A 13056-nucleotide genomic window follows, 5' to 3' on the forward strand; every position below is an offset into this window, starting at 1 on the left:
GCAGGAGCAGCCATGCGCATCGATTTTCTGGGCGGAACCGGCACCGTGACCGGTTCCAAGTACCTGCTGACGCACGAAGGCCGGCGGCTGCTGGTGGACTGCGGGCTGTTCCAGGGGCTGAAGCAGCTGCGGCTGCGCAACTGGGACGCTCTGCCCTTCGACGCATCGGCCGTCGATGCCGTGCTGCTGACGCATGCCCACATGGACCACAGCGGGTTCGTGCCGCGGCTCGTGAAGCTCGGCTTCAAGGGACGGGTGTATTGCACGGCCGCCACGCGCGACCTGTGCGAACTGCTGCTGCCCGATTCCGGCCGGCTGCAGGAGGAGGAGGCCGACTTCGCCAACCGGCACGGCCGTTCGAAGCACACGCCGGCGCTGCCGCTGTACACCGAGCAGGAAGCACGCGCCGCGCTGAAGCGGTTCGAGTGCGTGGCCTTCGACGAGGAATGTTCGCCCTGGCCCGGCTGGTCGTGGCAGCTCTCGCGGGCCGGCCACATCCTCGGCGCGGGCAGCCTGCGTGTGGAATGGAAGGAAGGCAGCATCCTGTTCTCGGGCGACCTGGGCCGCAGCGACGACCTGGTGATGCGGCCGCCCCAGGAGGCCGTGCCGGCCGACTACGTGGTGGTGGAGTCCACCTATGGCAACAGGCGGCACCTGGACGCGGACACCCTCGGCGAACTCGCGGGCGTGATCAACCGCACTGCCGCACGCGGCGGCGTGCTGGTCGTGCCGGCGTTCGCGGTGGGACGCGCGCAGACCCTGCTGTACTGCATCCAGATGCTCAAGCGCGAAGGCCGCATTCCGGACATGCCGGTGTACCTCAACAGTCCGATGGCCGCGGATGCCACGCGCCTCTACAAGGCGCACCTGGACGAGCACCGCATGAGCGCCGCGCAATGCGCCGACATGAGCGGGAAGACGATCATCGTCAACACGCTGGAGGAGTCCAAGCGCCTCAACAGGCTGAGCTATCCGTCGATCATCGTGTCGGCCAGCGGCATGGCGACGGGCGGGCGGGTGCTGCATCATCTGAAGGCCTACGCGCCCGATGCGCGCAACACGATCCTGTTCGCGGGCTTCCAGGCCGCCGGCACCCGCGGCGCGGCGCTGGTGGGCGGCGCGGACGCGGTGAAGATCCATGGCGCCTATGTGCCGGTGCGGGCCGAGGTCGCCAACCTCGAGACCCTGTCCGCCCATGCCGACCGCGAGCAGCTGCTGGCATGGCTCTCGTCCCAGAAGGCACCGCGCCGCGTGTTCGTGACGCACGGCGAGCCCGTGGCCGCGGACGCGCTGCGGCTGGCCATCGAGGAGCGCTACGGCTGGCCGTGCACCGTGCCCGACTACCGCGAGTCGCGCGAGCTGTGAACGCCCGGCCGGCGGCTAGGGCCGGGCCGCCGCCAGCACCCTGGCCAATGCGCGCGCGAGTTCGCCGCGCGTGTAGGGCTTGCGCAGCAGCTCCCAGCTTTGCGGCACGTCCCGGTCGGCGTCGAGCAGTTCCGACGAGAAGCCGGACATGAGAAGGATCGCGAGCCGCGGAAAGCGCTGCTGCGCCTCGGCCGCGAGCCGGGTTCCGCGCATGCCGGGGCCGAGCGCGATGTCGCTCAGCAGCACGTCGAAGGAATCCGCATCCGTTTCCATGCTCAGCAGCGCCTGTTCGGCATTGCCCGCGGTCACCACGCTGCAGCCGAGCGTCATGAGAAAGGTGTGGACGACCCTGCGCACTTCGGCGTCGTCCTCGACCAGCAGGACCCGCAGGCCGGCAGGAATCGCCTGGTCGCCGTTTTCTTCCTCCGCGGCCGCAGGGGCCGGGTCGTACAACTGCGGAAGATAGAGCGTCACGGTGGTACCCGCGCCCGGCCGCGTCGCGATGGCCACGGCGCCCTTGGACTGCTTCACGAAGCCGTACACGGTGCTCAGGCCCAGGCCGGTGCCCCGGCCGGCCTCCTTGGTGGTGAAGAAGGGCTCGAAGGCGCGCTCCTTCACTTCCTCGGTCATGCCGGTGCCGCTGTCGGCCACCGAGATGGCAACGAAGCTGCCGTGCGCGTCGTGGTCGCTGAGTTCGTTGTGCACCTCCGGCGGCAGCGCACCGCAGGCCTGGGCGCGGAAATGCAGCGTGCCGCCCTCGGGCATGGCGTCGCGGGCGTTGATGGCGATGTTCAGCAATGCCGATTCGAGCTGGCCCGGATCGGCGAGCACTGGCGGGCAATCCGCCGCGGCCTCGATCGCGATGCCGATGCGCTGGTCGAGCGTGCGCCGCAGCATGTCGGCCAGGGAGTGCAGCATCGCATGCGTGTCCACCGCGTTGGGCTGCAGCATCTGCCGGCGCGAGAAGGCCAGCAGCTTGCCCGTGAGCTCGGCGCCGCGCCGCGAGGCCCGCGCCGCGGCGCCCACCAACTGCTGGGCATAGCCGTCCTGCGCGATGGCGGGCAGTTCCTCGAGCACCTGCAGGTTGCCCTGGATGACGGTGAGCAGGTTGTTGAAGTCGTGCGCGATGCCGCCCGTGAGCTGGCCGACGCTTTCGAGCCGCTGGGCATGGTTGAGCGCCTCTTCGGTCTGCACGCGCTGCAGGCTGGTGGCCAGCAGGTTCGAAAGCGATTCGAGGAAGCGCAGCTCCTCGTCGCCGAAGCGCTTGGCTTCGCGCGATCGCACGGTCAGGACGCCGATGAAACGGCCGCGGTCGTAGAAGGGCACGGCCAGCGCACTGACCAGCCCGGCATCGAGGTAGGCCTGCGGCACCGCGAAGCGCCGCTCACTGCCGTAGTCGGGCACCACCACCGGCCGTCCCTCGGCAAACACGAAGCCGGGCGGCGTGTTCGCATGGCTGGGAATGCGCACGCCGATTTCTTCCCCGGGCACCAGGCCCACACCGCTGGCCACACGGAATTCGAGGCGGCTGCTGTCCAGCAGCAGCACCATGGCCACCTCGACCTCCAGCGCTTGGGCGGCCATGGCGGGCACGTGCTCGAGCACCACCTGCAGGTCGCGGGTGTCCACGGCCAGGCGGCCCAGCTGCGCGAGGTGGTCGCTGTAGCGCGCCCGCTGCAGCGCCTGCTTCACGCGGGGATAGGCGCCGATGTCGCGGATGGCGGCCACCACGAAGGGCAAGCCCTGGCTCTGCAGCGGGCTGAGCGCGATCTCCACCATCACCTCGCTGCCGTCCTTGCGCTTGGCGACCAGCTCCATCTGCGTGCCCATGGGCCGGGGGCGCGGCGCCTGGCCGTAGGCTTCCCGGTAGGCGGCGTGGCGCGGGCGGATGCTGTCCGGCACCAGCGCGTCGACGTTCAGGCCCACCAGTTCGTCGACCGCGTAGCCCAGCAGGGTGGCTGCTGCGGGGTTGGCCAGCACGATGCGGCCGGCCTGGTCGACCAGCAGCAGCGAGTCCGGGTAGGAAATGAAGAGCGAACGGAAGACGCTGCTCTCCTCGACGCCCGAAGGCAGCCCGGGCAGGGTGGGGGCGGCCGGGGGAGAAGGGGGCGTGTTCATGGACTCAGCCCTGGACGACGGGCGGAACCAGGATGTAGCCCGCGCCGCGCACCGACTTGACGATCTGCGGATCGTCCGGGTCGGCCTCGATCTTCTTGCGCAGCCGGCCGACCTGCACGTCGATCGTGCGGTCGAAGGGCGCGGCCTCGCGTCCGCGCGTCTGCTCGAGCAGGAAGTCGCGCGAGAGCACGCGTCCGGGGTGCCGCGCAAATGCGCTGAGCAGGTCGAATTCGCCGCCGGTGAGCGCCACGCTCTGTCCCTGCGGGTTCGTGAGGCTGCGGGCCGCGAGGTCGAGCTGCCAGCCGGCAAAGCGCAGCCTGTCGGTCGAGGCAAGGCCGGCCGGCGCGGCCGGGGCGGGCACGCCGGCCGCCGGTGCCTCGTCGGGCGCCAGGCGCCGGAGCACGGCCTTGACCCGCGCCACCAGCTCGCGCAGGTCGAAGGGCTTCGTCACGTAGTCGTCCGCGCCGACCTCCAGGCCGACGACCTTGTCCACCGCATCGCCGCGGCCGGTGACGATGACCAGGCCGCAGCGCCAGTTCTCGCGCATGCGCCGGGCGATGGAGAAGCCGTCCTCGCCGGGCAGACCGAGGTCGAGCAGCACGAGGTCGGCCGGGTCGCTGTCCATCAGCGTCATGAGGGACCTGCCGTCGTGCAGCTGGGTCACGCGGAAACCATGGCTTTGGAGGTAGTTGGCCAGCAGCTGCGTGATGTCGATCTCGTCGTCGAGTACCGCGATGTGAAAGGCGGATTTCATTCGGAAGGCGTGGATTCGAATGTCACAGCAATGTTAAGAACTGTACAAGCGTAGCACGCACCGCCCGGTGCGCGGCACGCCATTCTTGCCGCCACGGTCAGCGTGCCCAGTGCCGGGCCCTCCTATGGCGCATCGGTGATCCGCATGACGACGCGTCCTTCGACGCGGCCCTGCCGCAGGCGGTCGAGCACGGTGTTGATGTTGTCGAGGCTGTCCTCGGTGCACACGGTCCGCACCTTGCCTTCGCCGGCGAATTCCAGTGCTTCCTGCAGGTCCTTGCGCGTGCCGACGATCGAGCCTCGCACCGTCTTGGCGTTGAGCACCATGTCGAAGATCGGCAGCGGAAAGTCGCCGGGCGGCAGGCCGACGAGGGCCATGGTGCCGCGCTTGTGCAGCATGCCCAGGGCCTGGCCGAAGGCGCTGCGCGACACCGCGGTGACCAACACGCCGTGCGCGCCGCGCAAGGTGCGCTGCAACTGCGCCACCGGGTCCTCGGTGGCGGCGTTGATGACCATGTCCGCGCCGAGCGCCTTCGCCAGCTGCAGCTGGCCGTCGTGGATGTCGACGCCCACCACGTGAAAGCCCATGGCCTTCGCGTACTGCACCGCAAGATGCCCGAGCCCCCCGACGCCCGAGATCACCACCCAGTCGCCCGGCTTGCAGTCGAGCATCTTCAGGCCCTTGTAGACCGTGACGCCGGCGCACAGCACCGGCGCGATCTCGGTGAAGCCCACGTTGGCAGGCAGCCGCCCGACGTAGCCGGGGTCGGCGAGCACGTACTCGGCGTAGCCGCCATTGACGGTGTAGCCGGTCATCTGCTGGTGGTCGCACAGCGTTTCCCAGCCGGTGATGCAGTGTTCGCAGTGCCCGCAGGCCGTGTGCAGCCAGGGCACGCCCACGCGGTCGCCTTCCTTCACGTCCTTCACGCCGGCACCGACGGCCGCGACGAAGCCGACACCTTCGTGGCCGGGAATGAAGGGCAGCGAAGGCTTCACGGGCCAGTCGCCGTCGGCGGCGTGCAGGTCGGTGTGGCACACGCCCGACGCGACCACTTTCACGAGCACCTGGCCGGGCGCGACCTCGGGAACGGGTACGTCCTCGATCTGCAGGGGGCGGCCGAATTCCCGTACGACGGCGGCTTTCATGGTTTGCATCGCTTCTGTTCCTCAGGCCTCCACGGCCAGTTCGTTGACCACCGAAACCACGCCGGGCGCGGACCATGCGGCGCCGCGGACCGCCTCGAGCTCCGCCCAGGAGCGCACCTTGCCGCGCAGCACGACCTGCGAGCCGTTCACGTCGACCGCGACTTGCCGCGGCGCGTCGTGGAACACGCGCACGAGCGCGTCCTGCACCTGCCGCTCCACGTCCGCGGAGCACACCTGCAGCCTGATCTTCACCAGGTTCGTGAGGCCGGTGACGCCCAGCAGGTTGCGGACCGTCGATTCGGCGGCCCGGCGCTGGTAGTCCCAGTCGACTTCGCCGGTCAGCGTGACCCATCCGCCCTCGACCATCGGCCGGACCGCGTCGCGGGGCACCTGCACATTCCATTCGAGTGCGTGGCCGACGGCCTGCGCGATGTCGGCGTCGGTGCGCTCGAGGCCGGCGGCCAGCTTCACCGAGGTCTCGACGGCCAGCGCCTTCACGCCGCCGACGCGCAGCACGGCCTGTTCTGCCGCGAGCTTTTCGGCGTAGCTGCCGAGATGGCCCGTCAGCGTGACCACGCCGTGGTTGACGATGACGCCCAAGCCGGCCGCGGAGACGGCCGGATCCCATGCCAGTTCGGCCTGGATGTCTGCCCTGAGTTGTGTATCGGATTTCATTGGATTCCTGTAGATGGAGGGGGCTGCGGCACCGGGGCGCTCAGCCGCCTGCTTCCTGGCGCACCAGCAGCACGGACACCGGGCTGCCGTGCACGACGAGGTCGGCGTCGCTGCCGAGCGCGAGGCGGCTGAAGCCGCGCCGCCCATGGGTGCCCATCACGACCAGGTCGCATGCGGCGGTCTTGGCCTCTTCGATCACGACGTCGGCGATCCGCCCCCGCGTGACCTCGCGCAGGACGGTGTCGGCTTCCACTTCGGAGTGCGATGCGGCGGCCTTGCCGGCTGCCAGCACGGATTCCCCGTAGGCCCGCATCTTCTGCAGGCCGGCGTCGAAGCTGGAGATGGTCGACATCTCCATCAGCATCGGAAAGTCGTCGATGACGTGAAGCAGGCGCAGTTTTCCTTTCTGCTCGGCCGCCAGGCGGATGGCCTCGCGCAAGCCGCGTTCCGCCGTGGGGCTGCCATCGATGGGAACAAGAATGCGGTGGTACATGGCGCTGTCTTCCTCTCGGCCGGACTGAAGGGGCGTCCGCCACCGGCCGATTGGCGGACACGTCGATTCTTCGGCCGGCCCGCGCGCGCGGACTTGCGCCATGTCAAGCCAGCGGCAGGGAACCGGGCGGCGGTCGGTGCCGGATGGCGCTCAGCGGTGCCGGGCCCGCTCGGCCGCGGCCTGGCAGGCGGCGCAGCGGATGGCCATCGGCTGCGCCAGCAGCCGTTCGCGCGGAATGTCTTCGCCGCAGTCGGTGCAGATGCCGTAGCGGCCTTCGGACATGCGTTGCTGCGCTTGCTCGATCTCGCTCAGCCGCCGGCGGTCGACCTCGATCTCCGCGAAGCGCACGTCGTCCTGGCGCTCGGTCTCGGCCTCGTCGGCATGGCTTCGGACCTCGTGCGCGTCGTCGGCCGCGGCTGGCGGAACGCCGGGGGCGCTTGCGCGCAGATCATCCAGTGCCTGGCTCTTCAGGAATTCGAGCTTCCGGGCCAGCATGTCGCGGTCGCTTGCGTTCAGGTGTTTCATGGCGTTCTCGTTGAAATCGGCGGTCGAGGAAAAGAGGAGGCCGCGGCCGCCCGCTGCTGCGGCATGCGCACGGCGACATACGCCTGCCGTCCGTCGCGCAGCACCAGCAATGCGATCGGCCGGCCGGCCGGCGCGCGCGCCAGTGCCTGCCTGAACTGATCGACGCGATCGAGGCGCATGTCGTTGACGGCGACGATGAAATCGCCGGCGCGGATGCCTTCGCTGCGCGCGAGCCCGGTGGCGTCGCGCACCAGCAGGCCGCTGCCGATGCGCAACTGCGCCATCTGTGCCGCAGACACCTCGCCCAGGCTCAGGCCCAGGCCGTCGTTCCATTCGGGCGGGGCCGCAGGCGCAAAGGCGGTCCGGGCCACGCGCTGTTGCGAAGGCGTGACCCAGACGGTGTGCTGCGCGCCGTGCCGCCAGATCTCCATGCGGCTGCGGTCGCCCGGAATGCGGTCCTCGATCTGGCGCAGCAGGTCCGTCAGGCGCGAGACCGCAATGCCGTCGAAGGCCGTGACGATGTCGCCCTGCAGCAGGCCGGCAGCCTGCGCCGGGCTGTCCGCATCGACGCGGACCACCAGCGCCCCCGAAGCCGCGGGCAGCGCGAAGGACTGGGCCAGCTCGGGCGTCATCTCCTGGAACTCCGCGCCCAGGTGGGCGCGCCGGACCGTGCCGCCCGCGCGCAGCTGCGTGGCGATGCGCATCGCGAGGTTGATGGGCACCGCGAACGACAGGCCCATGTAGCCGCCGCTGCCGCTGTAGATCATCGAATTCATGCCGACGACCTCGCCGCGGCTGTCGAAGAGCGGACTGCCGGAACTGCCCGGATTGATGGCGACATCGGTCTGGATGAAGGGCACGTCGCCGGCCCCGCCCACGAGGCGGTCGACGGCGCTGACCACCCCCGCGGTGACGCTGCCATGGAAGCCGAACGGCGCGCTGATGGCGGCCACCCAGTCGCCGGGCGCGAGCCGCGAGGAGTCTCCGATGACGGCGGCGGACAGGCCGCCGGCATCGATCTTCAGCAGGCCCACATCGGTGCGCTTGTCGGCGCCGACCACGCGCGCCGCAAAGCGCCGGCCGTCGTCGAGCCGGACCTGGGCTTCGTCGATGTCCGCGACCACGTGCGCGCTCGTGAGGATCAGGCCGTCGCTGCTGATGATCACGCCGGAGGCCAGGTCGCGGATCTGGCTGATGTGCACGCTGGCCGGCAGCGGCCAGGCGAGGCGGTCGGCAAAGTCGCGCTCGGGCGCGATCTCGAGCTCGATGTCCTCCGGATTCTGGTCGCGTCCGATGCGCAGCGTGCTGATGTCGACCACCGAGGCGCTTCGGCTGGCCACCAGCGAGGAGAAGGCCGGTGCCGGCGGCGCCCCGCCGGACCGCGCGGCGACGGACGCCGGCGCCGCGACCGGCAAGGGCGCCGTGGCGCAGGCCGCGAGCAGCGCGAACAGGCCGGCACACGCCGGGGCGAGGATGAAGCGGGGGATCGATGGCACGGAATACCTGGTCAGGAAGCCTGGGGCGAGAGGGTGGCGGGCCGGACCGCCGGCTGCGTGCCTTCGGCGGCGCGCACCGCCGTGCCGAAGCCCTGCAGCCGCGCGGCGAAACTGCCGCTGTCGACTTCGCACGTGGTGAACGCGGTGTCGAGGATGGGAGTGCGTCCGAGCAGGCGGCCGATCTCGGCCACGAAGCTGCGCTTGGGACCGGCCAGGCGCTGGTCCCGGATCGGCGACACCGGCACCCACGGCATCGAACTCCGCTGTCTCCGGACCCTGGTCGCGGATCGCGGGGCGCCGGCGGAGGATCTGGTTCATGGCGGTCCTTGGTGTGTGTTTAGGAAAGGCCAATGTAGGCCGCGCGCGGCACCGCGGCCTTGATCTGGAGCAAGCCCGCTTGCCGCGCCGGCGGCGAAGATTCCGGCCATCTCGAACAGGATCCGCAAAGGAGCACCATGAAAATCCTTCTCGCCGTCGACGGCAGCGAATACACGGCCCGCATGCTCGACTACCTGGCCGCGCACAAGGAGTGGTCGAACGCGGGCCATGCGTTCACGGTCTTCAATGCGGTGCTTCCAGTGCCGCATCGCGCCGCGGCATTTGCCGGCCCGGACCTCGTGCACAACTTCTACGACGGCGAGGCGCGCGACGTTCTCGATCCCGTGCGTGCGGCGCTCGCCGTGTATGGCATCGAGGCGGCGTTCGCCCACAAGGTGGGCCATCCGGCGGACGAGATCGCCGCCTTTGCGACGCATGGAAAGTTCGACCTCGTGATCATGGGGTCGCGCGGTCACGGCGCACTGGCGAACCTCGTGCTCGGCTCGGTGGCGATGAAGGTGCTGGCCCGTTGCACGGTGCCCGTGCTGCTGGTGCGCTGAGTGGTCGTGGCCGCTCCGATGCCGGAGGTTCGCCGGTGACCAGTGCGACGCGGCTCAATTGTCCACCGCGAGATCGTTCACGACCAGCGAAACGCCGGGCGCCGCCCAGGCCGCGCCCTGCACCGCATTGCGCTCGGCCCAGGAATGGACCTTGCCGCGCAGCGTGACCTGCGAGCCGTTCACCGTGATGGCCAGGTGCCTGGCTTCGCGGTCGGCCTGGCGCGCGAGCGCTTCGTGGATCTTCTTCTCGACGTCGGCCGGCCTGACCTTGGGCGTGACGTTGACGAGGTTGGACACGCCCCGCACGCCCATCAGGTTGCGCACGGCACTTTCCGCGGCCCGGCGCTGGTACTCCCACTCGACCTCGCCGTTCAGCGTGAGCCAGCCTTTTTCCACCATCGGGCGGATCTTGCCGTCCGGCACCAGCACGTTCCATTCGAGTGCCCGCTCGGCGGCCATCGCAATGTCGGCGTCGGTGCGCTCGTTGTCGAACGGAACCTTGACCGTGATCTCGACGGCCACGGCCTTCACGCCGTGCACGCGCTGCACCGCGCGTTCGACGGCGTGCTTCTCGGCAAAGCTCGCTAGGTGGCCGGTCAGGGTGGCCACGCCGTCCTTGACGATCACGCCGACATCGGAGGCCTTGAACGACGGGTCCCAGGCCAGTTCCGCCTGGATGTCGTCTCGCAATTGCGCATCGGTTTTCATGAGGTTTCCTTGCAGTGGATGAAGTTCGAACGGTCCCGCGGGAAGCCGTCGACGACCGTGCAGCCACTCTAGGAACGCTGCGAGCCCGGGGTATTGCGCTGGATCAATTCACGCGCCGGCTCAGGCGACGCTGCCCAGCAGCAGCGCCTGCAGCACGAAGCGCCGGTTGTCGGCCGGCGAGGTCCGCTCGTCGAGCAGCTCGGCGAGCCGCGCCGTGGAGTGGCTTACGCATGCGAGGCCGTCGTAGACGGGAATGCCCGCCTCCAGGCCGATCTGCCGCACGACCTCGGGCGCCATGCCCTGGCACTCCAGCGCGTCGTAGAAGCGGCCGAGGATGCGCGCGGTGTGCCGGACTTCGCCGGGGCTGCCGAGGTTCGAGAGCGCGGGGCGGATGCGTGCCACGTGCGCGCCCAGCTCCTCGGCCGCGTGCTGGAACAGCAGCCGGCTTTCGGTGCCGTCGGCGCCTTCGTCGCAGAGGATCCCGAGCTTCTTTCCCTTGAGCTGCGGCGACAGGGCGCCCCGCAGGAATGCCGCCTGCAGCAGGCGCGCACGGCCCACCAGCGCCGTCTCCTCCGCGGGCGACAGCGCATGGAATGCCGAGACATTGTGGTTCTCGAAGGGAAAGAGCATGAACCCCCTGGGTGTGAGTGCGCAGAGGCTAGCCGGGCGGGGGCAGGCCGGGCTTGATACAGATCAAGCCCGGCCGCGCCGGCATTGATACACGCCGGACACAAAGCATTCACCGAGCGTTACCCACCGATTCCGGCCGTTGTCACTGTGTTGCCGGGCGCTTTCTAGCATTCGTCCATCGACCCGCGACCCACACAGAACACCAGGAGCTCTTCAAATGTTCAACCCGTCCCTGACCCAAGCTGCCGCACCCGCGATGAACGGATTCCTGGCTGCACGCGCCGTGCCGAAAGCCGGCCTGGCGGTCCATGAACGGGCCAGCCAGAAGCTGGTGGAGACGCAGCAGCTGCTGAAGGAGCGCCTCAACCCGCAGCGCCGCGTCGTGCATGCGGGCGACGTGATCTACCAGGCCGGCGAGCCGTTCGGCAATCTCTACATCCTGAACTCGGGCTTCTTCAAGATCGTGAACCTGTCCGCGGATGGACGCGAACAGGTGGTGGGCCTGAAGTTCCGCGGCGACTGGCTCGGCTTCGACGGCATCGCCGCCAACCACTATTCCTGCGACGCCGTGGCGATGGACACGGGCGAGGTCTGGGTCGTCTCCTACGAGGCGCTGCTGGCCGCCTGCCTGGCCGAGCCCGCGTTGCTGCAGGTGTTCCACACTGCGATGAGCCGCGAGATTGCCCATGACCGGGATTCGCTGATGTCGGTGTGCACGCTGCCGGCCGACGCCCGCGTGGCCGACTTCCTGCGCTACTGGGCCGAGTCGCTCGCCGAGCGCGGCATGCGCACCGACCAGATCACGCTGCGCATGACGCGCGCCGAGATCGGCAACTACCTGGGCATGACGCTCGAGAGCGTGAGCCGGGCGCTGTCCAGGCTGGCGCGCGACAAGGTGATCGAGTTCGTGGAGAAGGGGCGCCGCGACGTGCAGATTCCGGACGTGGGGGCCTTGTCGGCCTTCGTGCAGCGCTGCCTTGCGCCCGTGCCCGCGCCCGCCATGCTGCAGTGAGCACTGCGGCGGCGCAGACGCGCCGAGGCAAGGTTCATTGCACCGTGCCCGCCGCCGCAGTGGCGGATCTCCTGCGCTCGATCAGCTCGTACCCCGCCATGCCCGCGAGCATCGCGGCGACGAAGACCAGCGCCTTCACCTCCCCCATGCCCGCGGCCACCAGTCCCGGACCCGGGCAGAAGCCGGCCACGCCCCAGCCGATGCCGAACAGCACGCTGCCGAGGACCAGGCGGCGATCGATCGCGCGCGAGGCAGGCAGCCGCATCGCCGCGCCGAGGAAGGAGCGTGTGCGTCGCCTGGCCACCGCGAACGCGATGGCTCCCACGGCGATCGCACCGCCCATCACGAAGGCGAGCGACGGGTCCCAGCGTCCGCCAACGTCCAGGAAGCCGAGCACCTTGGCCGGGTTGGCCATGCCGGAGACGATCAGCCCCAAGCCGAACACCAGCCCGGCAAGAAACGAAGTGAAGACGATCATGGCGGTTCTCCTCAGAGGCCCGGCAGATGGCGCGTCAGGAGCACGGTCAAGAAACCGGCACCCATGAAGAGCGCGGTCGCCGCCATGGAGCGCGGCGACAGCCGCGACAGGCCGCAGACGCCGTGGCCGCTCGTGCAGCCCGACGCGTAGCGCGTGCCCACGCCGACCAGGAGGCCGGCCACGGCGAGCGGCCCGTAGCCGGCATCGATGCGGGGCGCGGGCCAGTCCGCGAAGACCGCGTAGGCCGCCGGCGCTGCGACGAGGCCGGCCACGAACGCGAGGCGCCAGGCCACGTCGCCGCCGACCGGCCGCAGCAGGCCGCCGACGATGCCGCTGATGCCGGCGATGCGGCCGTTGAGCAGCACGAACATCGCGGCGGCCGCGCCGACGAGCGCACCGCCGGCCAGCGCGGCCCAGGGCGTGAATGCAGGCCAGTCGATGGTCATGGTCATTTTTCCTTCGGGCAGTAGATGCGGTAGAGCAGGGCGAGGATCTCCAGCAGCGCCGGGTCCGCCACCGCGTAGAAGACGTTCTTGCCCTGGCGGCGCGTGGTGACCACGCCTTCGTTGCGCAGCACGCCGAGCTGCTGGGACAGCGTCGGCTGGCGGATGTCGAGCTGCGCCTCGAGTTCGCTCACGCACATCTCGCCCTGGGAGAGCTGGCACAGCAGCAGCATGCGGTCCTCGTTGGCCAGGACCTTGAGCATGCCGACCGCGCGGGCAGCCGCGCCGCGCAGGATCTCGGGATCGAAGACGGGGTGGCGCTTTGATTTCATGGTT

Annotated in this window: 16 protein-coding genes; 3 read left to right on the top strand and 13 right to left on the bottom strand. The window is 69.8% G+C overall.

The features are described from left to right. Positions 1-12: 12 nt before the first annotated feature. Positions 13-1365 carry an MBL fold metallo-hydrolase RNA specificity domain-containing protein gene (locus FB547_RS16965; protein ID WP_145744174.1) on the top strand — a complete coding sequence of 451 codons (1353 nt, stop codon included), beginning with the start codon at positions 13-15 and terminating at the stop codon, positions 1363-1365. A 15-nt stretch (positions 1366-1380) separates the two neighbouring features. Here the strand turns inward: FB547_RS16965 and FB547_RS16970 are convergent, their stop codons facing one another. The 8 genes from FB547_RS16970 to FB547_RS17005 form a co-directional block, all read right to left on the bottom strand. Further along, complete coding sequence (locus FB547_RS16970; RefSeq protein WP_145744176.1) at positions 1381-3483, bottom strand: PAS domain S-box protein; 2103 nt, start codon at positions 3481-3483, stop codon at positions 1381-1383. 4 nt (positions 3484-3487) lie between these two features. Next, positions 3488-4237: a response regulator gene (locus FB547_RS16975; RefSeq protein ID WP_145744178.1), complete on the bottom strand. Its 750-nt coding sequence runs from the start codon at positions 4235-4237 to the stop codon at positions 3488-3490. A gap of 122 nt (positions 4238-4359) precedes the next feature. Continuing rightward, complete coding sequence (gene adhP, locus FB547_RS16980) at positions 4360-5391, bottom strand: alcohol dehydrogenase AdhP (RefSeq protein WP_145744179.1); 1032 nt, start codon at positions 5389-5391, stop codon at positions 4360-4362. A 12-nt stretch (positions 5392-5403) separates the two neighbouring features. Next, entirely contained in the window at positions 5404-6057 is a 654-nt protein-coding gene (locus tag FB547_RS16985) for a BON domain-containing protein (RefSeq protein ID WP_145744182.1), read from the bottom strand. A 40-nt stretch (positions 6058-6097) separates the two neighbouring features. Then, a complete protein-coding gene (locus tag FB547_RS16990; RefSeq protein ID WP_145744184.1) occupies positions 6098-6550 on the bottom strand; it encodes a universal stress protein in 453 nt (150 codons plus the stop codon). Between the two features lie 150 nt (positions 6551-6700). Continuing rightward, the gene (locus FB547_RS16995) at positions 6701-7075 is read right to left on the bottom strand and encodes a TraR/DksA family transcriptional regulator (RefSeq protein ID WP_145744186.1); all 375 of its coding nucleotides are present in this window, start codon (positions 7073-7075) and stop codon (positions 6701-6703) included. Continuing rightward, complete coding sequence (locus FB547_RS17000; protein ID WP_261380313.1) at positions 7072-8571, bottom strand: trypsin-like peptidase domain-containing protein; 1500 nt, start codon at positions 8569-8571, stop codon at positions 7072-7074. The genes FB547_RS16995 and FB547_RS17000 overlap by 4 nt, the downstream gene beginning before the upstream one ends. A gap of 11 nt (positions 8572-8582) precedes the next feature. Further along, positions 8583-8825, bottom strand: a complete 243-nt coding sequence (locus FB547_RS17005; protein WP_186454185.1) for a hypothetical protein — start codon at positions 8823-8825, stop codon at positions 8583-8585. Between the two features lie 201 nt (positions 8826-9026). On the opposite strand from FB547_RS17005, the gene FB547_RS17010 reads away from it, so the two are divergent. Then, a complete protein-coding gene (locus tag FB547_RS17010; protein ID WP_145744188.1) occupies positions 9027-9449 on the top strand; it encodes a universal stress protein in 423 nt (140 codons plus the stop codon). A 54-nt stretch (positions 9450-9503) separates the two neighbouring features. Here the strand turns inward: FB547_RS17010 and FB547_RS17015 are convergent, their stop codons facing one another. After that, positions 9504-10157 (bottom strand): BON domain-containing protein, encoded by a 654-nt coding sequence (locus FB547_RS17015; protein ID WP_145744189.1) that lies wholly within the window; start codon positions 10155-10157, stop codon positions 9504-9506. Positions 10158-10277: 120 nt separating this feature from the next. Beyond that, entirely contained in the window at positions 10278-10787 is a 510-nt protein-coding gene (locus tag FB547_RS17020) for an ornithine carbamoyltransferase (protein WP_145744191.1), read from the bottom strand. A 217-nt stretch (positions 10788-11004) separates the two neighbouring features. Between FB547_RS17020 and FB547_RS17025 the strand changes: the two genes are divergently transcribed. Then, positions 11005-11799 carry a Crp/Fnr family transcriptional regulator gene (locus FB547_RS17025; RefSeq protein WP_145744192.1) on the top strand — a complete coding sequence of 265 codons (795 nt, stop codon included), beginning with the start codon at positions 11005-11007 and terminating at the stop codon, positions 11797-11799. A gap of 34 nt (positions 11800-11833) precedes the next feature. Here the strand turns inward: FB547_RS17025 and FB547_RS17030 are convergent, their stop codons facing one another. The 3 genes from FB547_RS17030 to FB547_RS17040 are packed head-to-tail and all read right to left on the bottom strand — an operon-like array spanning position 11834 to position 13052. Then, positions 11834-12277, bottom strand: coding sequence for a YeeE/YedE family protein (locus FB547_RS17030; RefSeq protein ID WP_145744194.1), 444 nt, complete (start codon positions 12275-12277; stop codon positions 11834-11836). Positions 12278-12288: 11 nt separating this feature from the next. Next, positions 12289-12723 carry a YeeE/YedE family protein gene (locus FB547_RS17035; RefSeq protein WP_145744196.1) on the bottom strand — a complete coding sequence of 145 codons (435 nt, stop codon included), beginning with the start codon at positions 12721-12723 and terminating at the stop codon, positions 12289-12291. A gap of 2 nt (positions 12724-12725) precedes the next feature. Next, positions 12726-13052: an ArsR/SmtB family transcription factor gene (locus FB547_RS17040; RefSeq protein WP_145744198.1), complete on the bottom strand. Its 327-nt coding sequence runs from the start codon at positions 13050-13052 to the stop codon at positions 12726-12728. Positions 13053-13056 lie beyond the last annotated feature (4 nt).

It is taken from the genome of Variovorax beijingensis (genome assembly GCF_007828835.1).
In the GTDB taxonomy this organism is placed as follows: domain Bacteria; phylum Pseudomonadota; class Gammaproteobacteria; order Burkholderiales; family Burkholderiaceae_C; genus Variovorax; species Variovorax beijingensis_A.

Coding starts and splice junctions, on each gene's coding strand:
- FB547_RS17035 (WP_145744196.1), bottom strand. CDS start 12,723: ATGACCATCGACTGGCCTGCATTCACGCCCTGGGCCGCGCTGGCCGGC.
- FB547_RS17025 (WP_145744192.1), top strand. CDS start 11,005: ATGTTCAACCCGTCCCTGACCCAAGCTGCCGCACCCGCGATGAACGGA.
- adhP (WP_145744179.1), bottom strand. CDS start 5,391: ATGCAAACCATGAAAGCCGCCGTCGTACGGGAATTCGGCCGCCCCCTG.
- FB547_RS16985 (WP_145744182.1), bottom strand. CDS start 6,057: ATGAAATCCGATACACAACTCAGGGCAGACATCCAGGCCGAACTGGCA.
- FB547_RS17005 (WP_186454185.1), bottom strand. CDS start 8,825: ATGCCGTGGGTGCCGGTGTCGCCGATCCGGGACCAGCGCCTGGCCGGT.
- FB547_RS16975 (WP_145744178.1), bottom strand. CDS start 4,237: ATGAAATCCGCCTTTCACATCGCGGTACTCGACGACGAGATCGACATC.
- FB547_RS17030 (WP_145744194.1), bottom strand. CDS start 12,277: ATGATCGTCTTCACTTCGTTTCTTGCCGGGCTGGTGTTCGGCTTGGGG.
- FB547_RS17020 (WP_145744191.1), bottom strand. CDS start 10,787: ATGCTCTTTCCCTTCGAGAACCACAATGTCTCGGCATTCCATGCGCTG.
- FB547_RS16995 (WP_145744186.1), bottom strand. CDS start 7,075: ATGAAACACCTGAACGCAAGCGACCGCGACATGCTGGCCCGGAAGCTC.
- FB547_RS16970 (WP_145744176.1), bottom strand. CDS start 3,483: ATGAACACGCCCCCTTCTCCCCCGGCCGCCCCCACCCTGCCCGGGCTG.
- FB547_RS17015 (WP_145744189.1), bottom strand. CDS start 10,157: ATGAAAACCGATGCGCAATTGCGAGACGACATCCAGGCGGAACTGGCC.
- FB547_RS16990 (WP_145744184.1), bottom strand. CDS start 6,550: ATGTACCACCGCATTCTTGTTCCCATCGATGGCAGCCCCACGGCGGAA.
- FB547_RS16965 (WP_145744174.1), top strand. CDS start 13: ATGCGCATCGATTTTCTGGGCGGAACCGGCACCGTGACCGGTTCCAAG.
- FB547_RS17040 (WP_145744198.1), bottom strand. CDS start 13,052: ATGAAATCAAAGCGCCACCCCGTCTTCGATCCCGAGATCCTGCGCGGC.
- FB547_RS17010 (WP_145744188.1), top strand. CDS start 9,027: ATGAAAATCCTTCTCGCCGTCGACGGCAGCGAATACACGGCCCGCATG.